Origin of the sequence: Ruania halotolerans, from assembly GCF_021049285.1 — a bacterium.
GTDB classification, from domain to species: Bacteria; Actinomycetota; Actinomycetes; order Actinomycetales; family Beutenbergiaceae; genus Ruania; species Ruania halotolerans.
Window position 1 is genome coordinate 1093389 of the sequence record NZ_CP088017.1, and the last position, 25875, is coordinate 1119263.

General features: G+C 67.7%; 27 protein-coding genes and 1 tRNA gene. 15 read left to right on the forward strand and 13 right to left on the reverse strand.

The features are described from left to right. The 3 genes from LQF10_RS04740 to eno all read left to right on the forward strand — a co-directional run bounded on the left by LQF10_RS04740 (nt 1) and on the right by eno (nt 2646). The gene (locus LQF10_RS04740) at nt 1-558 is read left to right on the forward strand and encodes a hypothetical protein (RefSeq protein ID WP_231066344.1); all 558 of its coding nucleotides are present in this window, start codon (nt 1-3) and stop codon (nt 556-558) included. After that, a complete protein-coding gene (locus tag LQF10_RS04745; protein WP_231066345.1) occupies nt 555-1268 on the forward strand; it encodes a nucleoside triphosphate pyrophosphohydrolase in 714 nt (237 codons plus the stop codon). Before LQF10_RS04740 ends, LQF10_RS04745 begins: the two co-directional genes overlap by 4 nt. Nucleotides 1269-1356: 88 nt before the next feature. Next, complete coding sequence (gene eno / locus LQF10_RS04750) at nt 1357-2646, forward strand: phosphopyruvate hydratase (RefSeq protein WP_231066346.1); 1290 nt, start codon at nt 1357-1359, stop codon at nt 2644-2646. 172 nt (nt 2647-2818) lie between these two features. Here the strand turns inward: eno and LQF10_RS19360 are convergent, their stop codons facing one another. Together LQF10_RS19360 and LQF10_RS04765 are read right to left on the reverse strand one after the other, a co-directional pair. Continuing rightward, nucleotides 2819-4549 (reverse strand): HNH endonuclease, encoded by a 1731-nt coding sequence (locus LQF10_RS19360; RefSeq protein WP_290371138.1) that lies wholly within the window; start codon nt 4547-4549, stop codon nt 2819-2821. A 476-nt stretch (nt 4550-5025) separates the two neighbouring features. After that, nucleotides 5026-5235, reverse strand: a complete 210-nt coding sequence (locus tag LQF10_RS04765; RefSeq protein WP_231066347.1) for a hypothetical protein — start codon at nt 5233-5235, stop codon at nt 5026-5028. A gap of 181 nt (nt 5236-5416) precedes the next feature. Here LQF10_RS04765 and LQF10_RS04770 point away from each other — a divergent pair, with 181 nt between their 5' ends. The 3 genes from LQF10_RS04770 (at nt 5417) to LQF10_RS04780 (ending at nt 7317) form a co-directional block, all read left to right on the forward strand. After that, nucleotides 5417-5770, forward strand: coding sequence for an FtsB family cell division protein (locus LQF10_RS04770; RefSeq protein WP_290371159.1), 354 nt, complete (start codon nt 5417-5419; stop codon nt 5768-5770). A 24-nt stretch (nt 5771-5794) separates the two neighbouring features. Next, complete coding sequence (locus tag LQF10_RS04775; protein ID WP_231066349.1) at nt 5795-6289, forward strand: DUF501 domain-containing protein; 495 nt, start codon at nt 5795-5797, stop codon at nt 6287-6289. A 77-nt stretch (nt 6290-6366) separates the two neighbouring features. Next, the gene (locus LQF10_RS04780; protein ID WP_231066350.1) at nt 6367-7317 is read left to right on the forward strand and encodes a Ppx/GppA phosphatase family protein; all 951 of its coding nucleotides are present in this window, start codon (nt 6367-6369) and stop codon (nt 7315-7317) included. Nucleotides 7318-7457: 140 nt separating this feature from the next. On the opposite strand, the gene LQF10_RS04785 is transcribed toward LQF10_RS04780, so the two are convergent. The 3 genes from LQF10_RS04785 to LQF10_RS04795 form a co-directional block, all read right to left on the reverse strand. Beyond that, nucleotides 7458-8930: a sugar porter family MFS transporter gene (locus LQF10_RS04785; protein WP_231066351.1), complete on the reverse strand. Its 1473-nt coding sequence runs from the start codon at nt 8928-8930 to the stop codon at nt 7458-7460. Nucleotides 8931-9024: 94 nt separating this feature from the next. Then, on the reverse strand, nt 9025-9390 hold the full coding sequence (locus tag LQF10_RS04790; RefSeq protein ID WP_231066352.1) for a VOC family protein: 366 nt from the start codon (nt 9388-9390) through the stop codon (nt 9025-9027). 90 nt (nt 9391-9480) lie between these two features. Further along, nucleotides 9481-9873 (reverse strand): VOC family protein, encoded by a 393-nt coding sequence (locus LQF10_RS04795; protein ID WP_231066353.1) that lies wholly within the window; start codon nt 9871-9873, stop codon nt 9481-9483. A gap of 89 nt (nt 9874-9962) precedes the next feature. Here LQF10_RS04795 and LQF10_RS04800 point away from each other — a divergent pair, with 89 nt between their 5' ends. From LQF10_RS04800 to LQF10_RS04825, 6 genes are all read left to right on the forward strand, one after another. Then, a complete protein-coding gene (locus LQF10_RS04800) occupies nt 9963-10829 on the forward strand; it encodes a hypothetical protein (RefSeq protein ID WP_231066354.1) in 867 nt (288 codons plus the stop codon). Between the two features lie 3 nt (nt 10830-10832). Further along, nucleotides 10833-11207, forward strand: coding sequence for a GntR family transcriptional regulator (locus LQF10_RS04805; protein WP_231066355.1), 375 nt, complete (start codon nt 10833-10835; stop codon nt 11205-11207). Between the two features lie 108 nt (nt 11208-11315). Then, nucleotides 11316-11783 carry an aminoacyl-tRNA deacylase gene (locus LQF10_RS04810; RefSeq protein ID WP_231066356.1) on the forward strand — a complete coding sequence of 156 codons (468 nt, stop codon included), beginning with the start codon at nt 11316-11318 and terminating at the stop codon, nt 11781-11783. After that, on the forward strand, nt 11776-12636 hold the full coding sequence (locus tag LQF10_RS04815) for a uracil-DNA glycosylase (RefSeq protein WP_290371139.1): 861 nt from the start codon (nt 11776-11778) through the stop codon (nt 12634-12636). The genes LQF10_RS04810 and LQF10_RS04815 overlap by 8 nt, the downstream gene beginning before the upstream one ends. A gap of 61 nt (nt 12637-12697) precedes the next feature. After that, on the forward strand, nt 12698-14104 hold the full coding sequence (locus tag LQF10_RS04820) for an NAD(P)/FAD-dependent oxidoreductase (RefSeq protein WP_231066357.1): 1407 nt from the start codon (nt 12698-12700) through the stop codon (nt 14102-14104). 45 nt (nt 14105-14149) lie between these two features. After that, a tRNA-Leu gene (locus tag LQF10_RS04825) sits at nt 14150-14223 on the forward strand. 103 nt (nt 14224-14326) lie between these two features. Here the strand turns inward: LQF10_RS04825 and LQF10_RS04830 are convergent. Next, complete coding sequence (locus LQF10_RS04830; protein WP_231066358.1) at nt 14327-16075, reverse strand: serine/threonine-protein kinase; 1749 nt, start codon at nt 16073-16075, stop codon at nt 14327-14329. Between the two features lie 110 nt (nt 16076-16185). On the opposite strand from LQF10_RS04830, the gene LQF10_RS04835 reads away from it, so the two are divergent. Continuing rightward, a complete protein-coding gene (locus LQF10_RS04835) occupies nt 16186-17052 on the forward strand; it encodes a hypothetical protein (RefSeq protein WP_231066359.1) in 867 nt (288 codons plus the stop codon). On the opposite strand, the gene LQF10_RS04840 is transcribed toward LQF10_RS04835, so the two are convergent. From LQF10_RS04840 to LQF10_RS04860, 5 genes are read right to left on the reverse strand one after another with little or no spacing between them, the layout of a single operon-like run. Then, entirely contained in the window at nt 17034-17582 is a 549-nt protein-coding gene (locus LQF10_RS04840; protein WP_231066360.1) for a GNAT family N-acetyltransferase, read from the reverse strand. The two genes, LQF10_RS04835 and LQF10_RS04840, sit on opposite strands and share 19 nt — an antisense overlap. 44 nt (nt 17583-17626) lie before the next feature. Then, a complete protein-coding gene (locus LQF10_RS04845) occupies nt 17627-18301 on the reverse strand; it encodes a response regulator (protein ID WP_231066361.1) in 675 nt (224 codons plus the stop codon). 15 nt (nt 18302-18316) lie between these two features. Next, nucleotides 18317-19654 (reverse strand): sensor histidine kinase, encoded by a 1338-nt coding sequence (locus tag LQF10_RS04850; protein ID WP_231066362.1) that lies wholly within the window; start codon nt 19652-19654, stop codon nt 18317-18319. Between the two features lie 50 nt (nt 19655-19704). Next, on the reverse strand, nt 19705-20562 hold the full coding sequence (locus tag LQF10_RS04855) for an ABC transporter permease subunit (RefSeq protein ID WP_231066363.1): 858 nt from the start codon (nt 20560-20562) through the stop codon (nt 19705-19707). After that, on the reverse strand, nt 20559-21515 hold the full coding sequence (locus LQF10_RS04860; protein WP_231066364.1) for an ABC transporter ATP-binding protein: 957 nt from the start codon (nt 21513-21515) through the stop codon (nt 20559-20561). Before LQF10_RS04860 ends, LQF10_RS04855 begins: the two co-directional genes overlap by 4 nt. A gap of 354 nt (nt 21516-21869) precedes the next feature. Between LQF10_RS04860 and LQF10_RS04865 the strand changes: the two genes are divergently transcribed. Then, nucleotides 21870-22754, forward strand: a complete 885-nt coding sequence (locus LQF10_RS04865; protein ID WP_231066365.1) for a Bax inhibitor-1/YccA family protein — start codon at nt 21870-21872, stop codon at nt 22752-22754. 127 nt (nt 22755-22881) lie between these two features. Continuing rightward, nucleotides 22882-23283, forward strand: coding sequence for an FKBP-type peptidyl-prolyl cis-trans isomerase (locus tag LQF10_RS04870; protein ID WP_231066366.1), 402 nt, complete (start codon nt 22882-22884; stop codon nt 23281-23283). Between the two features lie 105 nt (nt 23284-23388). Here the strand turns inward: LQF10_RS04870 and LQF10_RS19365 are convergent, their stop codons facing one another. Both LQF10_RS19365 and LQF10_RS04885 read right to left on the reverse strand, forming a co-directional pair. Further along, nucleotides 23389-25074, reverse strand: a complete 1686-nt coding sequence (locus LQF10_RS19365; RefSeq protein ID WP_290371140.1) for an acyltransferase — start codon at nt 25072-25074, stop codon at nt 23389-23391. Nucleotides 25075-25183: 109 nt separating this feature from the next. Further along, nucleotides 25184-25867 carry a potassium channel family protein gene (locus LQF10_RS04885; RefSeq protein ID WP_231066367.1) on the reverse strand — a complete coding sequence of 228 codons (684 nt, stop codon included), beginning with the start codon at nt 25865-25867 and terminating at the stop codon, nt 25184-25186. Nucleotides 25868-25875: the final 8 nt, after the last annotated feature.

Below are 25875 nucleotides of genomic sequence, written 5' to 3' on the forward strand. Positions count from 1 at the left end.
ATGACGTCCCGCACTCGCCGCATCCTCGCGCCTGCCACTGCGGTGCTCTCCGCAGCCCTGCTTGCTGCGGGGTGTGCTGGCCAGCCGGGAGCGGCCGCCGTGGTCGATGGCGAGGCGATCACCGAGGGTGAGCTCTCCGAGACCACGGCAGCGCTCGCTCCCTTCCTCAACGCTGATGTGGGCCCGAACGTGATGCTCGCCACGATGATCCAGGCTCCGGTGTTCCTCGGCGTCGCCGCCGAGCATGGTGTGGCGGCGTCGGAGGATGAGACCGAGGCCTACCTCGACGAACTCTCTGCCCAGGCCCAGGTTGAGGTGCCGCAGGACTATCCGGCCGGTGCGATCGAGGTGGCGCGGTTCCTGATCGTCAGTGGCGAGCTCTCCCAGAGCCCGGACGCACAAGCGATCGGCGAGGCCGTGAACGAGGAAATGGCCGAACTCGAGGTAGAGGTCAGTCCGCGGTACGGCACCTGGGACCCGACGCTCGCCCAAGGAAGCGCTGTCGCCCCCGCGCAGCCGGAGTGGCTCCTGGCGCCCCCCGCACCCGCGCAGGGATGACCGGACCGGCCATCGACCCCGACTCGATCCCCGCTGGTGGTGGAGACGTGAAGGATCCGCTGCGCGAGGTGGTCGCCGTGATGGACCGGCTTCGCTCTCCGGGAGGTTGCCCGTGGGATGCGGAACAGACACACACTTCCCTCGCCCCGTACGCGATCGAGGAGGCCCACGAGATGGCCGAGGCCGCCGAGAACGGCGACCGCGACCACCTGCTGGAAGAGCTCGGCGACGTACTGTTGCAGGTGCTCTTCCATGCTCGCGTCGCCTCCGAAGGGAGCCTCGGCGAGCCGTTCGATATCGACGACGTCGCCCGCGCCCTGATCGGCAAGCTCACCTCGCGGCACCCCCACGTGTTCGCCGCGGAGCGTACGGAGGCACCTGAGGGCACCGAGCAGGCACACGAGACGGCTGTGACCGCCTCGGATGTGAATGAACGATGGGAACAGCTCAAGGCCGCCGAGAAGCAACGGGAGTCCGTCCTCGACGGAATCCCTGCCTCCATCCCCGCCTTGGCACGCACGCAGAAAGTGATCCGCCGCGCCCAGCGATCCCAGCTCCCGCTCCCCGAACCGGCAGACGACATCGGCGGCCGGCTCTACGCCGTCGTCCGGGATGCGGAGGCGGTCGGCCTGGACGCCGAGGCCGCCCTCCGCAGCCAGGTGCGCGCGGTTGAGGAAGCGATCCGGAGTGCTGAGACGCCCGCGCACTAGCCATCACGGCCCTATTACAGTGGACCGTGGAAAGCCGCCGGCCGCCGCTCACGGGGGTCGGCCCCAGAATCCATCAGAAGGAGTCAATGTGGCCAGTATTGAGGCCGTCGGAGCACGCGAGATTCTCGATTCTCGTGGCAACCCGACCGTTGAGGTGGAAATCGCCCTGGAGGACGGCTCGTTCGCGCGCGCCGCGGTTCCCTCTGGCGCATCCACCGGTGCATTCGAAGCCGTGGAGCGCCGCGACGGCGACAAGGGCCGTTACCTGGGCAAGGGCGTGGAGAACGCCGTGGCCGCCATCACCGAGACCATTGCACCGGAGATCCTCGGCCTCGATGCCGCGGACCAGCGCCATCTCGACCAGACCCTGATCGACCTCGACGGCAGCCCGAATAAGGGCAAGCTCGGCGCGAACGCCATTCTCGGCGTCTCCCTCGCCGCCGCACGCGCCGCCGCCGAGAGCGCCGACCTCTCCCTGTTCCGCTACATCGGCGGGCCCAACGCGCACGTGCTGCCGGTGCCGATGATGAACATTCTCAACGGTGGGTCGCACGCCGATTCCAACGTGGACATCCAGGAGTTCATGATCGCCCCGGTCGGCGCCAGCTCCTTCAAGGAGGCGCTCCGCTGGGGCACGGAGGTGTACCACGCGCTCAAGGGTGTGCTCAAGGAACGCGGCCTGGCCACTGGTCTGGGCGACGAGGGCGGCTTCGCGCCCAACTTGGACAGCAACCACGCCGCGCTGGACCTCATCATCGAGTCCATCGAACGGGCCGGCTACACACCCGGCGAGCAGATCAGTCTCGCCCTGGACGTGGCCTCCACCGAGTTCTTCTCCGATGGCGGCTACCAGTTCGAGGGCAAGACGATCACCCCGGCCGAGCTGATCAGCTACTACGAGGACCTCGTGGCCAAGTACCCGCTCGTCTCCATCGAGGACCCGCTGAGCGAGGACGAGTGGGACTCCTGGTCCGAGCTCGTGAGCAAGATCGGCGACAAGGTGCAGATCGTCGGCGACGACCTCTTCGTCACCAACCCGGAGCGTCTCGCCAAGGGCATCGAGACCAAGGCCGCGAACTCGCTGCTGGTGAAGCTGAACCAGATCGGCTCCCTCACCGAGACCCTGGATGCCGTGGAGCTCGCGCAGCGCAACGGCTTCACCGCGATGGTCTCGCACCGCTCCGGGGAGACCGAGGACACCACCATCGCCGACCTCTCAGTGGCGGTGAACGCGGGTCAGATCAAGACCGGTGCGCCCGCTCGTGGTGAGCGGATCAACAAGTACAACCAGCTGCTGCGTATCGAGGACGAACTGGATGCCGCTGCACGGTACGCCGGAGCGGCCGCCTTCCCGCGGTGGAAGGTCACCGGCGCCTGAACAAGCACTGAAGTCAACCAGCGCTGAGGTTGCGCAGCACCTGCGCTGATCGACGCCGACGGCGGGTACCCACCACGGGTGCCCGCCGTCGGCGTGTCGGGGGCGCCATGCGGTGCAGTCGGTGCCTCTGCTCCAGACGTCTTAGCCAGCCTGACTCCATCAGGCGGCAGCCCTAGTCGAGCAGCGGCAGCTGCTCGGGTGGCGGGTGCCAATCGGGGTGTTCGCAGGGTGGGGGGTGGCGGTGGTTGACGGGGTGGCCGCCGGGTCGGGTGAAGTGCCAGTGATCGTGGTGTCGGCTGATGGTGATGTCGTGTTGGTGGATCCAGGTGTGGTGGTGCCAGCAGAGCAGGATGCCCGCGCGCGTGGTGGTGTGGCCGCCCCTGGACCACCAGAGGGTGTGGTGGATTTCTCCCCAGCCGGGTGGTGCGGTGCAACCGGGATACTGGCAGTGCTTGTCGCGGGCGATGATGGCGGTGGCTTGTGCCCGGGTGTGCAGGCGTGCGGCGCGTCCGACGTCGAGGGGTTGGCTGTCGGCGTCGAAGATGACGCGGGTGAACTCGGAGCCACAGGTGAGGCGGGCAAGGAGGCCGGGACTGATCGGGGTGCCGTTCTCCAGAGTGGCGGGCTCGGTACCGGTGAGGGCTGAGTAGTCGATCCGGGTGACCATGGTGGTCCCATCGGGAACGCAGGAGCCACTGGTACTGGTGCTTCCGGAATCGCTGACGACTGGGCCCAGTGCTGCAGGCTCACCAGCAGCGCAGGGGCCGTTGCCCTTGATCTCCTTGGCGTCGTTCGCATCGTTGGCATCGGCAGTTTCGCGACCGGCGCGACCGGCGCGACTGGCGCGACCGGCGCGACTGGTGGCGGGATGCTCTGGTGTGGCTGCTTCGCCTGTGCTGGCTGGTCGTGTGGTGAGACGGAGGAGGGTGTCGGCGGTGACGGTCACGGTGGTGTGGGGGCGGATGCGGGCGCTGGGTTGGAGCGTTCCGGCGTCGAGCGTGAGGTGGGTCAGGGTGATGAGGGCGTCGGCCAGTCGTTGTGAGGGGGTGCGGTCGTCATCGATTGCGGGGACTCCGACGATGGCTTCTAGTGCGGTTTTGAGGGCGTGTCCGTTTTCGGGGGTGAGCCATCCGTTGAGGGCGTACCCGTCGAGGGTTTCGGAGACGAACACGTGCTGCTTGGTGGTGTCGTTGATCCAGTTCCGGTCGGCGGCCTCGGGGTCGGCGCGGATGGCCCAGGCTTGCAGGGCGCGGCGGAACTGGTCGGCGTTCAGGAGGGTGGCCTGAGCGATCAGGAATCGCTCGCCGACGCTCGGGTCGGTGAGCTTCTCGATCAGGGTGGGGGTTCTGGTGGTGTGGGTGGCCATCAACGCGGCGTGATCGGCGCTGATCTTCCCGGCGGCGAGTGCGGCCGTGGTCAGGGGCAGGTGATCGCGTAGCTCTCTGGCGGTGTGGATGCGTGCGCGGGTGGGCCCGAGTCTGCGGCCGGTGATTCCTGCCCACCAGGTGGGTAGGGTGCGGTACCCGCTCAGGGCCCAGGTGCCGTCGGCCTCGACGGCGGTGCTGAGGTGGTCGCGGAAGGCGCACAATCGTCTGTCCACGTCCTCGACCTTCTCGACGAGGCCAGTCAACCGCGACGAGGCGAAGTCGTGCAGGTCCATGCCCAGGAGCGCGTCCAGTTCGGCGCTGACGTGGTCCAGTCCTGCCTCGACCTGGCTGGCGCCCGCTCCCGAGCCCGTGCCCATGGTGAGGCCGGTGCCTGGGCCAGGACCGGCCTCGGCACTCCCGCCGGTGCCTGAGGCGGCACCCGCGCCGGTGCTCGTACTGGGGCCTCGGGTGGTTCCCGTGGGAGTACGTGTGCTGATCCAGGTGGCGGTGCCGCCGTGGGTGTCGGTGGTGGTCACGGCGCACCTCCTCGGGTGGGTGATCGCTGGCTTGCTGGCGCGTTTCAAGCCTAGGACGCGCGTTCGATCGAGGCAACTGTTTTCGTTGATATTTAGCCGGAAAGTCGGAGTTGGGGTTGTGTATAAGGGTGCATCGGGCGTGCCGTTGTGGACAACGAAGAATGGACGCCGCATCACCTTGCGTTCGAACCCAGTTGTCCACAGATTCTGCTGCGATCAGCACTGTCTGCACCGCCTCGCCGGGTCAGCGATGCTCGCCTGTTGAGACGAGGCGTGTCCACCGGGTGGTCGAAGGGTCTCGGCCGGGCATCAGGGAAGTCGTTCTCGATGCGAACGTGACGATCGAATCGGGAACCGACGATCGCATCGGAACCGACAACCGCATCGGACAGCGGACGGCTCTGCCCCGCCATGTGGGGAGTGCTACCCAGCGACTCGCGCCGGGCGTTCCGGCCGAATCCGGCTGACGTGGGCGACTATGGGGTCGTGACTGCTCGCCGACCGCCCACTCCGCGCGCACCGGCGCGTACGTCGGCGAGTGCGAGCAAAGCTGGCGCAGCCGCGAAGACAACCGAGTCGGCCCGGACGATCACATCGGCTACGACGGCGAAGCCGACCAGGTCGGCCACGTCGACCAGGTCGGCCACCTCAGCCGCCACGCCCCGCACAGGCACACGTTCGCGCACATCGGCACCCCGTGCCGCCTCCTCCCGGCCGACCCCGAAATCCGTCCGGCCACAGAGCAAACCTCAGCCCAAGCCGTCCGCTGCCCGGCGCAGCGCGACTGCACGTCGCAACCCGGCGAGCCGGGAGAAGGTCGACGAGCCGCGTCAGATCACGGTGCGCGGCCTGGTGCTCTTCGTGGTGGTGCTGATGGCCTTCATCGTGTTGGCACCTACGCTGCGGGCCTACGTCTCCCAGCAGGAACAGCAGCGCGATCTTGCCGCCCAGATCGCCGGCGCCCAGGAGCGCAATGCTCAGTTGCAGGCGCAGATCGACCAGTGGAACGATCCGGTGTACGTCCAGGCCCAGGCGCGAGAGCGGCTCGGATTCGTGATGCCGGGGGAGACCCCGTACCGTGTGGTCGACCCGGAGACCGTGACCGGAGAGGAACCTGCCGCGGCGGCGGACGAGCAGGGCCCGGTCTCGGTGCCGCCGACCGGCCCGTGGTACCTGACTGTGTGGGACTCGGTCCAGGTGGCCGGTGAGATCGAGGACTGACCCGAGACGAGCGTGAGGACCGCAGTGACCGACGAGAAACTGCGACCCGGCGACCTGGACGTGGTGGCCGAGCAACTCGGCCGCACGCCCCGTGGTGTGGTGGCCGTGGCCGCCCGCTGCATATGTGGCAACCCGCTGGTGGTGCGCACACTTCCGCGGTTGCACGACGGCACACCCTTCCCCACGTCGTTCTATCTCACCTCCCCCGGCGCTGTGGGCGCGGTGAGCACACTGGAGGCGAACGGGGTGATGCGGGAGATGACCGACCGCCTCGCCGAGGACGACGAGCTCGCTGCTGCCTATCAGCGAGCGCATGAGGACTATCTGCGCCGCCGCACCGAACTCGGCGATGTGCCCGAGATCGCCGGTATCTCTGCCGGTGGAATGCCCACGCGGGTGAAGTGCCTGCACGTGCTCGTTGCCCATGCGCTGGCCGTCGGCCACGGCGTGAATCCGCTGGGCGATGAAGCGCTCGAGATGATCAGCCAGACCTGGCGTCCGGATCGCTGCACCTGCTGATCGCCGACGGCGTCCCTCGCCCGGATCGTGACCCACCTGTTCCGTAGTTGCTCCCGTGGCGTGGCAGGCTTGCCCCCGTGACACGAGTAGCTGCCATCGACTGTGGGACGAACTCCATCCGCCTGCTGATCGCGGACCGAGCTGATGGTCAGTTGACCGACGTCACCCGGCTGATGGAGGTGGTCCGGCTCGGCCAGGGCGTGGATCGCACCGGCCAGTTCGACCCGGTCGCCCTGGAACGGACCCTGCAGGCCACCAGGCGCTACGCCGAACTGTGCCGCGAGCACGAGGTGGAGGCAGTCCGGTTCGTGGCCACGTCCGCCACCCGGGACGCCAGCAACCGGGATGAGTTTCTCGGCGGCGTCCGGTCGGCTCTGGGCGTGGATGCGGAGGTGATCTCCGGCGCCGAGGAAGCCTCCCTCTCCTTCGCCGGCGCCGTGAGCATCCTCGACGAGGCCGCTCCCGGGGACCGGCTGGTGGTGGACATCGGCGGCGGCTCCACAGAGCTGGTGCTTGGCGCGGGTGCCACACCCGATGCCTCGATCTCCCTGGACATGGGGTGTGTTCGGATGACCGAACGCCACCTGCACGATGATCCGCCGACCGACGCCCAGATCTCCTCCGCCGTGGCAGACGTACGTGCCGCCCTGGACCGGGCCGCCGCCGAGGTGCCCATGGACCGGGTCGGCACGATCGTCGGGGTGGCCGGATCGGTGACCACGGTGACTGCACACGCCCTCGGGCTGGAGAGCTATCAGCGGGAGCGGATCAACGCCACGCGGTTGCCGATCGCGCAGGTGCGCGCCGCGTGCGCTGAGCTGCTCGCGATGCCGCGCACGCAGCGAGCCGGACTCGGCTTCATGCACCCGGGGCGCGTGGACGTGATCGGCGCAGGCGCGCTCATCTGGTCCGAGGTGCTCGCCCGTGTCGCGGCAGAAGTCTGCGCCGCTGGTGGTGATCTGAGCGAGGTCCTCACCAGTGAGCACGACATCCTCGACGGGATCGCGCTGTCCGTGCCGGCTCGGTGAACAACCGAAAGCGACGGGCCATTCCGCGCCCGCAGTTGACGCCTGCCCTGCTCCGGATGAGCTGTCGCTGATCATCGATACCCGATACCGGTACCTGATCACCTCTTCATGATCTCGGCGCCCTGGTTACGGCTACGGAGTCACGATGGTCTCTGCCGTGCCTTGCGGCGCCGCTCGACGACCGGCGAGTCGCTCATGTCCTCGAGTTCCCTTCCCTTCGTTTCGGGCACCTTGGTGAGCACGAAGAAGAACGAGAGCAGGGCGAATGTGGCGTAGAAGCCGTAGGCGAATGGCAGGCCGATCTTGGCGAAGGTGGGGAACGTCGTCGAGATGAAGAAGTTGGCGATCCATTGCGCGGCCGCCGCTACCGACAATGCCCAGGCACGGATCGAGTTGGGGAACATCTCGCCCAGCAGCACCCACACGAGCGGACCCCAGCTCACGCCGAAGAACACCACGAACCCGTTGGCGCAGATCAGCGCGATCGTTGACCAGGGAGCATCCAACTCAGCGCTCTGCGTTCCGTCGGAATTCGTGACCAGGGTGGCGAAGGAGAACGCCACGGCCATCATGCCCAAGGTCACGGCCATGCCGATCGAGCCGAGCATCAGCATCGGCCGCCGGCCCACCTTGTCCACGAGCAGGATTGCCACGATCGTCACCACGATGTTCGTGACCGACGTGATCACCGTGATGGTGAGGGCGTTCGACTCGTCGAAGCCGACAGAGCGCCACAACGTGGTGGAGTAGTAGAAGATCACGTTGATGCCGACGAACTGCTGGAACACCGAGAGCAAGATCCCGACCCACACGATCGGCTTCAGTCCAAGGCGCTTACCCCGCAGGTCGCTGAGCGCCTGAGCGTGCTCCTCTTGGAGCGTCGCGCGAATCTCCTGGATGCGCAGGTTGACGTTCACCTCGCCGGTGAAGTCGTAGAGGACTTGCGAGGCCTTGTCGATCTTCCCGCGGGCTACGAGGTACCTCGGTGACTCCGGCAACCGCAGCGCCATCAGACCGTAGATCGCGGCCGGGACAGCTTCGGCGAGGAACATCCATCGCCAGGCTTCGCGGCCCAGCCACAGTTCGTTGGCCGCACTCCCGGCGGTGTCGGCGAGCATCGCATCCGAAAGAAGTGCGACGAAGATGCCCGTCACGATCGCCAACTGCTGCAACGAACCGAGGCGACCCCGTACGCGCGCCGGGGAGACCTCGGCGATGTAGGCGGGAGCGATCACGGACGCCGCACCCACCCCGAAGCCGCCGATCACACGCCAGGCGATGAAGTCCACCACGCCGAATGCGAGGCCGGAACCAAGGGCCGAGGCGAAGAACAGCACGGCGGCCACCACCATGGTGGGCACCCGGCCGTAACGGTTCGCGATCGCACCCGCGAACCAGGCACCGGCCGCACAGCCGAGCAGCGCCGAGGAGACGGCGAAGCCCTTGAGCGCCGCGCCCAGCTCGAAGCCTGCAGGCGCATCGCCTGCCAGCGCCTCCACGGCGCCATTGATGACGGCCGTGTCAAACCCGAAGAGAAAGCCGCCCAGGGCGGCGGCGATACAGATCGCGATCACGCGACCGTTGAGGCGGTTGACTGCGGGGGAGTCGCTCATGTGGTGCTGCCCTTCCGCTGCGCTGAGGTGATGACGTCGTCGCTGACGCTAGTACTCCCGTGCAGCGCTGTCCTGGTGTGTGGGCAGAGTCAGGTCAGCTCGGCTCAGTGATGCCTTCGTAGAGCCCAATCGTGTTGCCGTCGGCGTCGGTGAAGATCGCCCACCAGCTGGTCTCGCTGATCGCCTGCTTGTCCATCACCACGGTGCCGCCGAGTTCGGTCACTTTCGCGAGGGTCTCCTCGATCGAGTCGACCTCCACGTAGGAGCGAGGCTGGGTGAACCCTTCGCTACGCGGGGCGAGTCCCCCACCGCTGATGGTGTTCGGGGCCTGCCACATCGGGTACCCCTCGAATCCGGGGATCTCGGCGATCTGCCAGCCGAATAGCTGATGGTAGAACGTGACCGCCTGCTCGGTGTTGGTCACCGGGATGTCGATGTGAGTGATGTCGCCGTGCGCCATGGGAACTCCTCAGGAGGTGGGCGTCCCGTCGTCGGGAGGACCGGCGTCTGTGCCGGTGCGTCCGAGTGTGGCACCGACCGCGGATGCTCGCTATCCCTGCGCCACGATCTCCACCTCGAAGCCGCGCCCGTCCTCCAGGTAGGCGGCGTAGTGCTCGTCCCCGCCGGCCCACGGGTGCCGGTCGGCGAACATCAGTGTCCACCCGTGATGCCCGGCCACCACGGTGAGCGCATCCACCTCGGCGCGGGTGCCGCCGTCGAAGGCGAGGTGGTTCATCCCCGGGTGCCGGCGCAGTGTGCGCTCACCCGTCACGTCCGGCCCGTGCTCCAACACCAGGTAGGTCGGTCCGAGCGACCATGACGACCCCTCCGGCCAGCGGGAGGTGCAGGTGTAGCCGAGTTCGGTCAGCAGCCACGTCCAGCTGTGCGTCGCTGCGTCGTCCGGCAGCCAGATCTCGAGGTGGTGCAGGGTTCCGCGGGTCATCCATCCCCCTTTTGTGTCAAAGAGTTGACACAAATGTCGGCCGTTGCCATTGTTGTACCAGATCAACGGTACAAGAAAGAGAGATCGTCATGACCGGGTTCGTCTGGTTCTTCCTTGCCTTCGTCCTGATCGCTGCGGTGGCGCTGTTCGTGGTGATCGCGGTGTTCAGTCGTGGTTCCGCACCGCGATCCGGGCACGACGGCGTCCGCCGGGTCCGCGCGGTCATCGTCCTAGCCCGCGTGGTCGCCGCAGTACTGGCCGTGCGCGTGGTGATGGATGTGTCCGAGCTGGGCCTGTACGGGCAGGGCCTCTCCCTCGCACCGTTCGTGGTGGCGATCGTGTGGGTGCTCGGCGGGATCGCCGCCGAGATGGTCACGCGCTCGGCTCTGCGCGATGGTGGTGCCGCCCTGGAGGTGCGGAGCCTCGAGCGATATCTGCCGCGCCGCTCAGCGTTTCTGCTCGGGTTCAGCATCGTGTTGCTCGTCGCGACAGCGGTCATCACCACGGTCGTTGCAGGTGCCGATGGCCGATCGCTGGCATATGCGTGCGGACCTGACTGCATGAGCACGAGAACGCCGTGGCCGGGCGCGTTCTATACGGCACCGCTCGCGGTTGCCTTCATGATTCTGCTCGTGCTCGTCGCCATCAATGTCCACCTCGCCGTCACCCGGCCGCGCGGGAATCTCGCCGAGGTCGATCTCGCCGCAGATGATGACACCCGCAGCGCCGCCGTGGCTGCCGCGCTGGCGGTAGTGGCCCTCGCCATCGCCGCGACGGCAGCAGGTCTGGTGATGTTCGGTCTTCTCCCACCCTCGTTCGATCCGGATGCGCCGCCGCTGATTCGCCTCGCCCTGGTGGCCGGGATCGCAGCGGTCGTACTGGCGGCAGTGAGCGCGGCGGGGCTACTGGTGACCGCGCTCACCCCGCGGCCGGTGCGCTCCGCTGCGGAGGTGTGAGCCGTGCAGGTGCGTATCGACGACGGCGACCCCACCCCGCCGTACGAGCAGCTCCGCCGTCAGCTGCTCGCCCTGATGCATGCCGGTGCTCTGGCACCGGAGGCCCGGCTCCCCCCGATCCGGCAGCTTGCCGCGGACCTGGGAGTGGCCGCTGGCACAGTGGCGCGTGCCTATCGGGAGTTGGAGGACGCGGGCTGGCTCGTCTCTCGCCGCGGTGGCGGCACTCGGGTGGCCACTGGTGCCGCGCCGCAGTCGGCGGCCTCCGGTGTGGATCTGTCCGAGGTCACCGCAGCCGTGCACCACGCACGAGCCCGCGGCGCCACCGCCACGCAGATCCAGGCAACAGTGGACCTTGCCCTTGCCGCTGGGCCGCAATGACCCCGAATGGCGCACCGGCTACCCCGACCAGGCGGTGGGCTGTTCGTGGTGGTGCGGGCCGCCGTCGGGAGTGGATGCGAAGATGAGGCGACGCGAGACGGGAGCGCCATGACCGAGACCACCCCAGCCCTACAGGCGCTGGAACAGACCGATTTGCGCTATGCGGTGACCCGGCACGGGCCGGTCTTTTCTCTCGCCGAGGCCGCTATGGCGCGCGGGCTTGACCCGGACCAACTCATCAAGACGATGGTGGTGCGCCGCGGCAGCGGTGACTACCTGTTCGTACTCGTTCCGGGGAGCCGGTCGATCTCCTGGCCCAAGCTGCGTGCCCTGCTCGGCGTGAACCGGCTCTCGATGCCCGATGCAGCCAGGGCGAAGGACGTGACCGGGTACGAACGCGGAACCATCACCCCGTTCGGCGCCACCACGGCCTGGCCCGTGATCGCCGACTCGCGGATCGCCGGTCAGCAGGTCTCGATCGGCGGAGGCGGTCACGGCATCGGCGTCACGCTCGCCGGGGACGATCTGGTGACACACCTGGACGCGACCGTGGCTGACGTGACCGAGAGTGGCTGAACGACCCGAGCGCGCAGACCCGTCCGACCGGCTGCACCCACGCACCAGAAAGGGCTTCCCCTCCCCGGTCCCGCCCGGAACAGGCTGGCCCGGCGACCCTGCCCGGCCCCGCACCACGCGCGCCGCGGACAGTGACGAGGTGGCCAGACTGGCAGCCTCCTCCCGCACCCTGGAGCTGCTGGATGCGCGGTCCAGCGTGTGCCGCGCCTGCCCCCGCTTGGTCTCCTGGCGTGAGGGGGTGGCGACCACCCGCCGTCGAGCCTTCGACGGTGAACCGTACTGGGGCCGCCCGGCCCCCGGCTTCGGGGACCTGCGTGCGCACCTGCTGATCGTCGGCCTCGCCCCGGCCGCACACGGGGCCAACCGGACCGGACGGGTATTCACTGGTGACCGGTCCGGGGACTGGATCTTCGCCGCCCTGCACCGCGCCGGCTATGCGAACCAACCGGAGAGCATCGATGCCGCCGACGGGCTGGCGCTGGACGGCGCACGGATCGTCGCGGCCGTGCGGTGTGCCCCACCGGACAACGCACCCACTCCGCAGGAGAAGCACACCTGCGCGCCATGGCTGGACCGCGAGATCGAGCTGCTCGCCCCGCACCTGACGGCGATCCTCACCCTGGGTGGGATCGGCTGGCAGGCCACGTTCGCAGCCCTACGGCGGCTGGGCTGGCAGGTGCCCCGGCCGCAGCCCTCCTTTGGTCACGGCGCGATGGCCACGGTGACCCGCCCGGTCGGGGGACCGGTCGCCATCATCGGCAGCTACCACGTGTCCCAGCAGAACACCTTCACCGGTCGCCTCACCGAGACCATGCTCGACGACGTCCTCCAGCGGTGCCGCGCGCGCGGATGAACGGCGCCGCCGTGTGCAAACACACAGCGCGGGCGCTTGCCGTGGGTTCTAGAGTGGACGCATGACCGATCAGGCCACCACCCCCCTTCCCGCAGAGGTCAAGACCCGCAAGGTCCCGCGCATACTGATTCTCGGCGGTGGCTATGTGGGGCTGTACACCGCGATGCAGATCCGCAAGCGCATGGGCCGCCGTGAGGTGGCGATCGTGGTGGTGGACCCGCGCTCGTACATGACGTACCAGCCGTTCCTGCCCGAGGCCGCCGCCGGTTCGATCGAGCCCCGCCACGTGGTGGCTCCGCACCGCCGCCTGCTGCACGGCTGTACGGTCCTCTCCGGGCGCGTCACGGGTCTGGATCACTCCGAGCGCAAGGCAAGCATCGATCCCGTCGAGGGCGAGCCGTACCAGGTCTCCTACGATCACGTGGTGGTCGCGCTCGGCGCCGTCGCCCGGGTGCTCCCGATCCCGGGACTGGCTGAGAACGGCATCGGCTTCAAGCAGATCGAAGAGGCGATCGCCCTGCGCAACCAGGTGCTGAACAAGATGGACGTGGCCGCCTCCACATGGGATCCAGAGCTTCGCAAGCGGATGCTCACGTTCACCTTCGTGGGGGGCGGTTTCGCCGGTATCGAGGCGATCGCCGAGATTGAGGACATGGCCCGGCACGCCTGCAAGGACTTCGACTCGATCCGCCAGCAGGATCTGCGGTTTGTGCTCATCGAGGGCGCGCACCGGATCCTGCCCGAGTTCGGCGACGAACTCGGCGGCTATGCCCTCGAACAGCTGCGCGCCCGGGGGATCGAGGTCAAGCTCAACACGTTCCTGAACTCGGCCGAGAACGGCGAGATCGTGTGCTCCGACGGTGATGAGTTCGCGTCCGACACTCTCGTGTGGACCGCCGGGGTGAAGGCCAACCCGGTGCTCGCCGACACCAACCTTCCGCTGGACGAGGCCGGCCGCGTGCGTGCCCTGCCCACGCTGCAGGTGGCCACCGAGGAGGGCGAGATCCTCGACGGCGCCTGGGTGGCCGGTGACTGTGCCGCCGTACCTGACCTCACCAGTGACGTGGAAGGCAAGCTGTGTGGCCCCACGGCCCAGCATGCGGTGCGCCAGGCACGTCACCTGGGCGACAACATCGTCCGTTTCCTCTCCGACGAGCCGGTAGTGGACTACGCGCACCGGGATCTGGGCACGGTGGCCTCACTCGGTCTCTACAAGGGGGTCGCGCAGATCATGGGCATCAAGTTCCGTGGGCCGATCGCCTGGTTCATGCACCGCACGTATCACATGTGGGCAATGCCGAGCTTCAACCGCAAGGCGCGCATCCTGTTGGACTGGACCACCGCTCTGCTGTTCAACCGCGAGATGGTGGCCCTCGGATCGCTGCAGAGCCCGCGGGAGGCGTTCATCAACGCCGCCACCTCGAAGAAGCCAGGCAAGCAGAAGGCCGGAGCCGGCACCACACAGTGACGCGCAGGGCGCCGGCGGATGCGACGTAGGATCGAAAGCCGCCGCGCCCCCATAGCCCAACCGGCAGAGGCAGCCGACTTAAAATCGGCACAGTCAGGGTTCGAGTCCCTGTGGGGGCACACAGTCAGCCCGCCGTGTGCTGTTGCGTCTGAACCCACTTTTCGTGTCTGAACCCGCGCCGTCAGGGGTTCGAACACGAGAAGTGGGTTCAGTTGGCCTGAGTCACTCCACCACGGAGACGATCACCAGTGAGGATTCGCTGGAGGAGATTCCGAGTTCAGGAGTGATGTTCACGAAGTACGCCTGCGGTGCGGCCGCGAGCACGACCAGCCCCGGGGCGATTGGCTCAGCGGGTCCCAGATCGAGCACCTCGCGTAGCCTGGCGACCTCCACGAGGGCGAGATCTCCGGCGGTCTCACCTTCATGAGGATTGAGCACCACAGTCTCGCCCTCCGCCCAGACCTGCTCATCGGTGGAGATGAGGACTGTTGCCGCGCTCTCGCGCGTAGCACCCGTGGAGCGTGTGAGCACACGTGATTCCAGATCCGCCGGGGCGTCCAGGCCGTCGGGCATCGTGACGTCGTACGCCTGGGCGATCGTCTCGCTCACCGTCAGGTTGTCCACGGCGCGACCGCTGTAATGCGGGGTGGAGAGCCAATCCACGAGCAGGGCGCCACCGGCCACCACCGTGAGCACGATAAATGCCACGGCCGCGGCGAGCGCGGCGGTGCTGAGCGTCTTCGTTCGAGGATCTGGTTCTGCCGCCGGGCCGTCCAGCGGCGCCATCGGCACGAACGCCGCCGCGGCCACCGGAGTGCCGACCGGGAGTTCCGGCGCCGCCCGCTGCTCATTCTGCTCGCTGTGCTCCTGGTGCGTGCCGGGAGCCGGCAGGGCCGCCGCCGGCGGTGGCCCGTCTGCTTCGGGAAGCCAGGTCTGCGCCGAGCGGGCAGGGAGCGGGCCCGGCTCCTCGGGGCGCTGCGGAGACGCCGGCGAGGAGCGGGCGAGGCCGGCCGGTACGACCGTGGGTGCCGGATCGATAGCCGTCGGCAGCGGTCCGGCGCCCATCGGCACCTCCAATCGGGTGACGCCGAGCCCCAGCTCTCGCTGCACCTCTTGCAGCGCCAGGGCGATCTCCAGCATGGAATCGAATCGTTCGGCGGGATCGTAGGACATCGCCTGGCGCAGCAACCGCTCCAAGGTGGGCGGCACGTCTGTGCGTTGCATGGCGGCCACGAACCCGCTGCGGATCCGGCCGGTCAGGTGGGCCGACCCGTTCGGGCCCTCCGGGACCTCGTGCGGTGAGCGTCCCTCCAGGAGCGAGTACAACGTGGCAGCAAAGGAGTACCTGTCCGATCGCATGTCCGAGACCGGCGGATCTGCCAGCGCCTCCGGTGCCGCCCACGGCAGGCTCAGCCCGACGCCGTCCTCGGCCTCCACGTCCAGGCCCGAGTAGATCTCCGCTTTCACCCTGGTGGCCCCCGGAAAGTCCTCGTCAATCGTGGAGATCCCGAAGTCCCCCAGGACCGCCATCGCGTACTCCGTGAGCAGGATGTTCGACGGTTTCACGTCCCGGTGCACGATCCCGAGGCGGTGCGCCGACTCCAGGGCACAGGCGATCCGGACACCCAGATCGAGCACTTCTGCCACGCTCATCGCGTGCGTGCGATACCGCTCACCGAGGCTGCCGCCGGGGCAGTACTCCATGACCAGGAAAGGCTCGCCCTCGGCGTCCACATCTGCGGCGAGCACGTCCGCGATTCCGGTGTGCCCGGACAAGCGAGCCATCAGGTTGGCTTCGGCCGCGAACCGGGCCCGGCCCTGCGGCGTCAGCTCCTCGGTGCGCAGCACTTTGATCGCCACGTCCCGGGCGGGCATCTCCTGCCGATACAGGTAGACGTCGCCGGAGCCACCGTGCCCGATGGTGCGCAGGAACTGGTAGCCAGGGATCGCCGGGGCGTCCTGCTCGCTCATCGGTACCTCCTGTCTGCACACCTGGCATCCCGCGAATGCGGATAGATTGGGAGCCTGCCGCCGCCTGGCACCCGATCCTATGGGGGAACGTGATGAGCGTGACTCGGCCCATGCGCCTCCTGAGCGTAGTTCCGCGCACCCTGGCCGCTGCCGCACTGGTGCTGATGCTCGCCGTGAGCACCGGGTGTGCACCGGCGCCCTCCGAGGGTCTGGACGCGGCCCCCGAACCCCCTCCTGCCACGGACGCGATGATCGAGGACGTGACCGTGCTCCTCACCGATGTGGCCCGGGCGTTCGGAACTGACGGTGCTCCCACCGAGGTGATCGCCGACGGTGCGGGGATCGCGATCGCCACGACCGAGCTCACCGAGTCGCTCGAACTCGCCGGCCAACCTGCCGCCGTCACCGCAGCCCTTGCGCACGCGTGGACGCTCCTGCCGGCAGCGCGTCAGATCGATGTGGAGGTGGTCGCGGCGCGGGTGGTCGGAACCCACCGTGGAAATCCCGTAGCCACCCTTGACGTGGAGACGACTGTTTCCCGGGCCGGGGCGGCCACCCAGGTGAGTGCCGCCGACTACCTCGCCGCGTGGGATGGTGGCCAGCTCACCCTGCTGACGCCGCTGCGGGAGAGCGACGGGGAACCAGTGCTCGACACCGGTGTGGGGCTCACCTCATCCACGGGCGCGGTGCAGCGCTACCTCGATCTCGTCCACGCCGGCCGGTGGGCCGCCGTCACCGAGCTCGCTGACGGGATCAACGTTGAGCGGACCGCGCTGGAAGTCCTGGCGACCGTGGTGGCGGATGCCGAGGACGTGGAACTGGTCCAGGTGGTCCCGCCCGAGGGGCCTGACGGCGAAGGGTCACCCGCCGTCGAGGGCGGCGACGTGGTCTATGCCGTCTCGGGCACGCACCAGGTGCTGGGCCGGTTCGGTGTGTCCGTCGATGAGCGCCTGGTGGTCTACGAACGTACGGACTGAATGAGGGTGTTCACGTCCGCCACCATCGTGGTGGCACCTTCTTGCTCTGTCACGGCCGTGAACCCGAGGCGCTCGTACAGTGCGCGTGCCGGGTTGCCGTGTTCCACACTCAGGCTCACCCGGGTGATGCCGGCGCCGGCGAGGCGAGGTGCGAGGGAGCGGATCAGACCGGAGCCGATCCCACGGCCACGGTGGTGGCTGAGCACAGCCACGGAGAGTTCGGGGACGTCCTCGGCGACGAAACCGAAGCCGGGATTGCGGGCCGGGAACCTGCGCACCCATGCTGCGCCGACCGGGATCTGCAGGCCGCTGGGCCCGGCGAGGTCCACCGCGATCACGCCGAGGTCGCCCTCACGTTGCCATCCCGCCACGTACAGAGACGTTGACTTGTCCTTGAGGATCTGTTTGCGGGTGTAACGCTCTTCGCCGGTCCAGTTGAAGGCAGCGAGCAGCATGTCGACGAGGAACTCGGCGTCCTCTGGCCCTGCCTCGCGGACGCCTATCGACCCTTGGCGGACCTGCTCACCCATCAATGCCCTTCCTGGTACTGAGTTGCTCGGTGGAGTGCACCCGATCATGCGGGGCGGATCAGGCCGGTCTCGTAGGCGTACACAACTGCCTGGACGCGGTCTCGCAACCCCAGTTTCGCAAGCACTTTACCCACATGAGTCTTCACTGTCGCCTCGGAGACATACAAACTCGCCGCGATCTCGCTATTGGACAAGCCCTCGGCAATGGCCAGGAGCACTTCGTGCTCGCGGTCAGTCAGTTCTGACGGTGGCGCAGCGGCGGCGGGTGACCCACCGCCGTCGGGCGTGCCGGTGGGCAGTTCTGTTGCGAACATTTCGAGCATCCGCCGCGTAATCCTGGGGGAGACGACCGCATCTCCGGAATGGACGGTGCGGATCGCAGCCACCAGCTCGCTGGGTTCAGTGTCCTTGAGGAGGAATCCACTGGCGCCTGCACGCAGGCCTGCAAAGGCGTATTCGTCCAGATCGAAGGTGGTGAGGATGATCACCCGGGTCTCGGGCCGGTGAGCAACGATCGCGGCAGTCGCTTCGATGCCGTTGGTGCCGGGCATCCGCACGTCCATGAGCACCACGTCCGGGGAGAGTTCACCGGCCATCCTGATCCCGGTGGCACCGTCGGATGCCTCACCCACCACCTCAAGATCGTCCTCGGCCTCGAGCACCATCCGAAAGCCCATCCGGAGCAGAGACTGGTCGTCCACCAGTAACACGGAGATCATGACTTGCTCGGTTCCTTACGTCTCGGTCGAGGGGGCGGGCTCCTCGTCGAAGAACAGGGTGGCACGCATCCGCCACCCACCGCTCCCGTCGGGTCCGGCTTCCACAGTGCCACCGTAGGTGGCGGCACGTTCGCGCATCCCGATCAACCCCTGCCCGCTCCCCGCCCGAGTCTCGGCCGATCCCGCCGGTCGGTCGTTCTGCACGGTCGCGGTGAGCGCACCCTCACCGCGGAGTACGGTCACCACGATTCTCCCCGCACCAGGTGCGTGCCGCAGCACGTTCGTGAGGCCTTCCTGCACGATCCTGTACAGGGTGAGCTGGATACCGGCGTCGGCGGGCACCGGGGGGCCGGTGTGGCGCAACCGAACATCCAGACCGGCTGCGCGGAAGCGATCGAGGAGATCCTCCAGTGCCGGCACTCCAGGTTGCGGTTCAAGATCGGCGTCCGTTCTTCCCTCCATGCGTAGAACGCCGAGGATGCGCCGCATATCAGCCAGTGCTGCTCGCCCGGTGCGAGAAAGCTCTCCGAGCGCCTCGTCACTACGCTGCGGGGCCTTCGTCAGGCTCGCCTTGGCTCCGTCGGCGAGGGCCACCATCACCGACAGGCTGTGGGCGACCACGTCATGCATCTCCCGGGCGATCCGCGCGCGTTCGTCCGCCGTCGCGAGTTGTTCACGTTGCTCGCTCTCGAGCCGGTACTGGTTCGCCTGATCGATGAGGCGTTGCAGTTGTTCGCGTCGGTTGCGCACGCTGACGCCGATGGCCATCGCGATCAGCAGAAGGATGAGAACTCCCACCGCGTTCACGGCCATCACCCCCACCCGGCTGGCCAGGTCATCCGGCTGCGCCGAGATCTGGCCCGGCTGCGGGAGGCCCCAGAGCATGAAGGCGAGGGAGGTGCTGAGCGTCGCTGCGGCGAAAGCGAGCCACCCTGGCCGTGGCCCGCGCAGTGTCACCACGGTATAGAGGGCGAACGCCACGCCGAGTTCGATCCCGCCGCTATCGCCGATCAGCAGGGTGCTCGTCATCGTGAACACGGTCAACGCGACCAACGCCGGCCACGGGTGACTGCGCCGCCACAGCAACGCCAGCGCGCTGGCAACAATCAAGCCGAAACCCGCGAACATGGGTGTGACGAAGCCCCGGAAGACCAAGTTGGGGACCGCGAAGATCGCCATGAGTAGCACATCCATGGCACGCGGATGCAGGGCAAAGTACCGCCGCAGCCGGGACATTCGGTAGTTCTCGTCGGCGGCGAGAACGGCAGTCGGATTCAGCAGCGCGGTGGGCTCGTTCGACCAGCCCGGCCTCGCGGCCTGCAGAGCCTGGGTGAGCCATGCGTGCCCAGGCATGCCGGACGCCGGCGGGTTCTCACCCGCCGGCGTCGGCCCTCCAGCAGTGCTCAGGCGTCCCTCCGACGCAAGAGCACCAAGGCTGCGGCCCAGATCAGGGCGATGTAGATGCCGAGTACACCGAGCCCCTCCCAGGGAGTCAGTACCTCCTGACCGGTATCGTCGCCCATGATGCGCTCACCGGCCGTGGACGGGAAGTACGGCGCAATGTCCTGCAGCCAGTCGAGCGTGATGAAGCTCGTGATGATCGGCAGCAGGAGAATGATCCCGACTACGGCGGAGATCCCGGCCGCTGCGTGCCGCAACAGGGCTCCGACGCCGAGAGCGAGGAGTGCGATCGCGGCCAGATAGAGGGGGGCGCCGAGCATGATGCGTAGGTGCTCGCTGTTGCCGAGATCGGCAGCGGCGTTGTGCTCCTCCAGCATGGGGGTCGTCACGAGGTAGGAGATGGCGACGCCGATAGCGCCGGTCACAAAGGCGACGGCCGCCACCAGAATGCCCTTCGTGGCCAAGACGGGCCACCGGTGCGGTACGGCTGCGATCGAGGACTTGATCTGGCCCGTGGCGTACTCGCCGCTGATGATCAGTACGCCAAGTACCACCACCACGATCTGGCCGAAGGAGTACCCGACGCTTGCGGCAAACGCACCCATGGACGAGTCGAGCGCACCCATTTCAGGTGGGGCGTCTCCGCTCGCGGCAGCCTCGGCGCCCTGGGTCATGCCCCAGGCCATCCCGAGGCTGATCAGCACCATTAGCACGATGGTCGTGACGATCGTCCACGGGGTGGAGCGCAGGGTCGTGAGCTTGATCCACTCCGAGCGCAGCACCCGTGCGAAGTTCACGTGGGCGCCGCTCAGGGCATCACTGCGCCGGGCGGAGCGGCTCTCAGTTGCGACGGCGGTCATCGGTTCGCTCCTTCGGAAACGGCGGTCTCGTCGACCTGGTGTTCGGGGACAGCACCGGAGTGGAACTCCACATCTCCGGCCGTCAGATTCATGAACGCATCCTCGAGGGAGGCGCTCTGCGGGGTGAGTTCGTGCAACACGATGCCGGCAGCGAGCGCCGCCGCGCCGACCTCGGGTGCGCTCAAGCCGTCCACATCCAGCAACGACGGCTCCACGCTGGTGACGGTCACGCCCTCGGCCTGCAACCGGGCGGCCAGGTCGGTGGCCTGCGGTGTGCGCACCCGTACGGTCGACTTCGTCACGGAGTCGATCACTTCCTGCACGTCACCGGTGGCCACGATCCTGCCGCGACCGATCACGATGAGCTGGTCGGCGGTGATCGCCATCTCGCTCATCAGGTGCGAGGAGAGGAACACAGTGCGGCCTTCGTCGGCGAGGTAGCGGACCATGGTTCGCACCCAGCGCACACCGTCGGGGTCGAGGCCGTTGACCGGCTCGTCGAGGATGAGTGTGCGTGGGTCGCCGAGCATCGCCGAGGCGATCCCGAGCCGCTGGCCCATCCCGAGTGAGAAGCCGCCGGCCCGCTTACGTGCGACCGCCGTCAGCCCGGTCATCTCGATGACCTCGTCCACGCGCTTGCGCCCGATGCCGTGTGTGGCGGCCAAGGCGCGCAGGTGGTTGGTGGCGCTGCGGCCCGTGTGGACGGCCTTCGCCTCGAGCAGGGCACCCACCTCACGCAGCGGTGCCTTGTGCTGTGCGTAGGGCTTGCCGTTCACCGTCACATGGCCGGCCGTGGGGCGGTCCAGGCCCACGATCATCCGCATCGTGGTGGACTTGCCGGCACCGTTCGGTCCGAGGAAGCCGGTCACCTGTCCTGGCTCAACGGTGAAGGAGATGTCGTTGACGGCGGTCGTGGCGCCGTACCTCTTGGTCAGGCCTCGTGCCTCGATCATGGGGCTGTGCCTCGCTCTCGTGTGGGGATGATGCCACCGTAGGCCGCCCGATATCCCGGGCGGCACCGGCTCAGGGCTGATCTTCGCCGGCCGCACCTTCGTCCGGCAGGGGGAGGTCTCATCCTTCTGGTTGAGGCCGCGCAGATCTGGTCTGGGGGAAAGTCCTGACGCCGGCCGGTCAGGGAGCGCGGACCGGGAACACGGGCCACGGTGCGGGCGTTGGACAGGACGGAGAGTCGTAGGTGATCTCTCGGTGTGATCGCTTCGCCCACGGTCGAGCGCGATCCCCATAGGATGAGACCAGGCGGGGCCGCATGTGCGGCCCGACGACGAGAGTCGCAATCAGGAGGCACGATGAGTAACCCGTATCTGTCGAACAGCTCGCTGTTCGGCAAGAGCAAGCCCGGGGCGGTGAACCCGTACGGCGGTGTGCCGCAGGGTTCGGCACCGAACGGGTACGCCACCACGGCCACCCCCAGCTATGACCGGCAGTTCGCCGGTGTGGAAGAGGCCTATTACGGCCCGGCCGCCGGGCCCGCGCAGACCGGCCGGCTCACCTATGACGACGTGATCATGAAGACCGCCGGTGTGGTGGGCCTCGTGGTACTCAGCGCGGCGGCGGCATGGATGCTCGTGCCGCCGGCACTGGCGATGCCGGTGATGATCGTCGGCCTCATCGGCGGTTTCATCCTCGGACTCGTCAACGCCTTCAAGAAGGAGCCGAGCCCCGCACTGATCCTTGCCTATGCGGTGCTCGAAGGCGCCTTCCTTGGTGTGATCTCGGAGATCTTCGAATCGAGCTTTGGCGGGATCGTCGCTCAGGCGGTATTGGCGACCTTTGTGACCTTCGGTGTGACACTGGCGCTGTACAAGTCCGGCAAGGTGCGGGTGACGCCGAAGTTCCGCCGGTTCATGATGATCGGTCTGATCAGCTACGCCGCCTTCTGCCTGATCAACCTCGGCGCCATGTTGTTCTTCAGCGACTTCGTGCCGGCATGGGGTATCCGCGGGATGGAGGTGCCGATCCTGGGCATTCCGCTCGGGCTGCTGATCGGCCCGATCGCGATCATCCTCGCCGCGATGTGCCTCATCATGGACTTCGACACGATCCACAAGGGTGTGCAGAACGGACTGCCGCGCAAGTTCGCGTGGGCGGCCGCATTCGGCATCACGGTCACCCTCATCTGGCTGTACATCGAGTTCCTCCGCCTGCTCGCGATCCTGCGCGGCGGCGACTGAGCTGCGCCCCTCCTGCTGAACGGCACGTGGCGGGTTCCGCTTCGGAACCCGCGGAACGTGCCGTTCGGCATGTCGGCGACCGAAACCTGTATGTCTGCACACCGAACCACGATTGGACGATTCACCGATGACTGCTCTGCCCACGGCTTCTGGCTCCTTTGGCGACAAGCCGACTCTGACCTTCCCGGACAGCTCCGCCCCGGCAGAGCTCGCCGTCGAGGTACTCAGCGCCGGTGATGGGCCGCTCGTGGAGGCCGGCCAGACGATCGACGTGAACTACTACGGCCAGGTCTGGAACGGGTCGATGTTCGACAACTCCTACGACCGGGGGTCCTCGATTCAGTTCCCCATCGGTGTGGGCACCGTGATCGCCGGCTGGGACAACAGCCTCGTCGGACAGCCGATCGGGTCGCGAGTCCTCGTTTCGATCCCGCCGCACGAAGGCTACGGCCCGAACGGCGTGCCGCAGGCAGGAATCGGCGGTGACGACACCCTCGTGTTCGTGGTGGATATCCTCGGCGCCTCCTGACGCGAGTGCGCCCCTTCTCGCTCACTGGGTGAGATATACGCGAGATCGCCCGCACTCGATGGCGTTCGAGTGCGGGCAGCCGCGGCCTGAGCAGAGAACCTTCGGTCAGCGCGCCCAGGGGCGGTGCACTCCGCGCGGCTCGTACCCAAGCCCGCCAGCTCCACCGAGCAAGTCGGCCAGGTACCAGCTGATCGCGAGCCACATCTCCGTCCCCTGCAGACCGGGGGCGGCCTTGTCTACCACGTCCTCGCGCTGGGCGAACCCGAACCCCTGGCCCGGCCGCCAGGCAGCCGCCAGGGATGGCACCTGGGCGGCGGCCCAAGCACGGACCTCCGCGCGCCGGTGATCGGTCTGCTGACCGGCCAGCCAGAGCGGGTGGGCGATGTCGAGCACGTCACAGGCGGTTGCTCGTCCGGGGCCGAACCGGCGCTGGTCCTTGGTATGCGCGAGCGTGGTGTCGATCGCGCGCTCGGGTTCGGGAAGGCCCAGACCGAACTGGGCGAACGTACCGCGGGTGAGCCGGTAGAAGCCGTTCACCGGCTGGCGCAGCCCGTCCGAGGCGTGCGCCTGACCCCACATGCCGGAAGTGCGGTCCACGTGCAGGTGCAACCAGCCGATCAGGGTGTCCAGCCCGCCGGGACGATCGAACCAGAGCCGGTTCCACAACAGGCCAGTGCCCACGCAGTCGACCCAGTCGCCGGCACCCCAGGCGCGCTCTCCCCACGGCTGGGCTTCCAGCGCTGAAACCATCGCGTCCCCACGGAGGGCGTCTACGGCAGTGATGGGATGCGGGAGCCGGGCACCGAGCAGATCGAGGGCGTAACCCACGCTCAGCAGGTGGTACCGCACGGCCCCGCCGCCGAGGTCGGGTCCGTCCTGGACAACTGAATCCTTGCCGTAGGTGGGGATCAGCCCGGTGTGCGGGTCCTGCCGGGAGGTCAGCGCGGCAACGATCTCGTCGCCGCAGATGTGCGGCGGGGTGCCCAGGCCGAGGAGGTCGGCGATCTCTACGGCGTCACACAGGGCACGCACTGTGGGAGCCGCCCCGGGCGTGTCGGTGAACCAGCCTGCTGAATCGTCCCAGCAGCGGTCCAGGACGTCCGCGGCATCCATGCGCGCTCGTTCGGCGAGCGCCTGCAGCGTCTGCAGAGCGTCCTCGTTCGCTGTCGAGCCGGTTCGCGCGGAGGGAGTGGGCGTCGTTGTCCGCTCGTCTCGGCGGTCTCGCACCCTGCGGGCCGGGTTGCCGACCATGATTGACCACTCCGGAACGTCTTTGGTGACCACCGCACCGGCGCCGATCACGCTGTGCGCCCCGATCGTGACGCCGTCGACGACCATCACGTGCGAACCGATATAGACATCGTCGCCCACCGTGATCCCGCGGCTGGTCAGCGGTTGGGTGTGGGTGGGGCGATCAGGGGCGAAGGTGTGGTCGAAGCCGAGCAACGACGTGTGTGCGCCGATCCGGACGCCGTTTCCGATCCGGACCGTGCCGCGCACCACGGCGTAGGCGTTCACCGAGGAATTGGCGCCGATGTGCACCTCACCGGTGAGATAGGTGAAGGCAGCGAGGTAGGAGCCCTCGCCGAGGGAGAGCGCGCTCGGGAAGCATGCGGCCCACTCCGAGACGAAACTGCGTTCGGCGAGATCTGCACCGCGGGCAGTGAGGACCTGCTGATACTGGCGTTGCGCCGCACGGCCCGATTCGTCCGCCTCCTCCCAGAAGGCCCAGGCGTTGAAGTCGAGTTCGGCTCCGGTCAGTCCCAGAGCGGTGGCGTCACGCTCGTCCATGTGCTTGCGGGCTCCTGTGGGTGGCGTGGCTGAGCCGCTCGGTCGTGATGACTCGCTCGGCTGTGGATGATCTCACGCTACACGGCAATGAATCGATCCATCCGGACGGTCAGTTGGTATCAGTGGCCTTTGAGGACCAGATCCCCACCAGGCGTGCCACCACCACGGTCAGATACAGCGTTCCGATGACGGCGACGAACGAGCCGAGCGAACGGGCCCAGGTGGTGACCGGCAGCACGTCGCCGTATCCGAGGGTGGCGAGCGTGACGTAGGAGTAGTAGAGGGTCTGATGCCATCCGAGCGGTCCGCCGTCGCCCTGGGGATCCATGAAACTGCCCGGCGATGCGATCTCCAGCAGTGCGAACGTGGCGCCGAAGAACCCGCCCATGACGAGGTACGCACTCACGCTGGCAAGCACCAAATTCACCCCCGGAGCCCGCTCGCGCCGGAAGACGAAACGCAGCAACGCATAGATCAATACCGCCATCGAGAGAGCCACCGACGTCAGCATCGCCACCGTTGCATGGACGGAATGCTGGGCAAACGAGAACCACGTTCCGCACACGAGAAAGACGACGGTCGCGGCGACCATCGGTATCAGCCGGCCGCTCTCATCACGAACGGTCACGATGCCGAATCCGAGCATCGCGGCGTATGCAGCCATATAGACCGCTGTCCATGCCGGGCCGAGCCCGGAGATCGGGTAGCCGAACTGCAGCACCACGATCAAGGTGAGCAGCGTACCCAGGGTGCGGGTCCGTCGTCGGGTATTGGCGGGCGGGGCAAAGCTCATCGATACTC

Bases quoted from the DNA above. Each gene is read 5' to 3' on its own strand.
- LQF10_RS04740 (WP_231066344.1), top strand. From the start codon at position 1: ATGACGTCCCGCACTCGCCGCATCCTCGCGCCTGCCACTGCGGTGCTC.
- LQF10_RS04745 (WP_231066345.1), top strand. From the start codon at position 555: ATGACCGGACCGGCCATCGACCCCGACTCGATCCCCGCTGGTGGTGGA.
- LQF10_RS04785 (WP_231066351.1), bottom strand. From the start codon at position 8,930: ATGAGCGACTCCCCCGCAGTCAACCGCCTCAACGGTCGCGTGATCGCG.
- LQF10_RS04790 (WP_231066352.1), bottom strand. From the start codon at position 9,390: ATGGCGCACGGCGACATCACTCACATCGACATCCCGGTGACCAACACC.
- LQF10_RS04795 (WP_231066353.1), bottom strand. From the start codon at position 9,873: ATGACCCGCGGAACCCTGCACCACCTCGAGATCTGGCTGCCGGACGAC.
- LQF10_RS04800 (WP_231066354.1), top strand. From the start codon at position 9,963: ATGACCGGGTTCGTCTGGTTCTTCCTTGCCTTCGTCCTGATCGCTGCG.
- LQF10_RS04810 (WP_231066356.1), top strand. From the start codon at position 11,316: ATGACCGAGACCACCCCAGCCCTACAGGCGCTGGAACAGACCGATTTG.
- LQF10_RS04820 (WP_231066357.1), top strand. From the start codon at position 12,698: ATGACCGATCAGGCCACCACCCCCCTTCCCGCAGAGGTCAAGACCCGC.
- LQF10_RS04830 (WP_231066358.1), bottom strand. From the start codon at position 16,075: ATGAGCGAGCAGGACGCCCCGGCGATCCCTGGCTACCAGTTCCTGCGC.
- LQF10_RS04835 (WP_231066359.1), top strand. From the start codon at position 16,186: ATGCGCCTCCTGAGCGTAGTTCCGCGCACCCTGGCCGCTGCCGCACTG.
- LQF10_RS04840 (WP_231066360.1), bottom strand. From the start codon at position 17,582: ATGGGTGAGCAGGTCCGCCAAGGGTCGATAGGCGTCCGCGAGGCAGGG.
- LQF10_RS04845 (WP_231066361.1), bottom strand. From the start codon at position 18,301: ATGATCTCCGTGTTACTGGTGGACGACCAGTCTCTGCTCCGGATGGGC.
- LQF10_RS04850 (WP_231066362.1), bottom strand. From the start codon at position 19,654: ATGCCTGGGCACGCATGGCTCACCCAGGCTCTGCAGGCCGCGAGGCCG.
- LQF10_RS04855 (WP_231066363.1), bottom strand. From the start codon at position 20,562: ATGACCGCCGTCGCAACTGAGAGCCGCTCCGCCCGGCGCAGTGATGCC.
- LQF10_RS04860 (WP_231066364.1), bottom strand. From the start codon at position 21,515: ATGATCGAGGCACGAGGCCTGACCAAGAGGTACGGCGCCACGACCGCC.
- LQF10_RS04865 (WP_231066365.1), top strand. From the start codon at position 21,870: ATGAGTAACCCGTATCTGTCGAACAGCTCGCTGTTCGGCAAGAGCAAG.
- LQF10_RS04870 (WP_231066366.1), top strand. From the start codon at position 22,882: ATGACTGCTCTGCCCACGGCTTCTGGCTCCTTTGGCGACAAGCCGACT.
- LQF10_RS19365 (WP_290371140.1), bottom strand. From the start codon at position 25,074: ATGGACGAGCGTGACGCCACCGCTCTGGGACTGACCGGAGCCGAACTC.
- LQF10_RS04885 (WP_231066367.1), bottom strand. From the start codon at position 25,867: ATGAGCTTTGCCCCGCCCGCCAATACCCGACGACGGACCCGCACCCTG.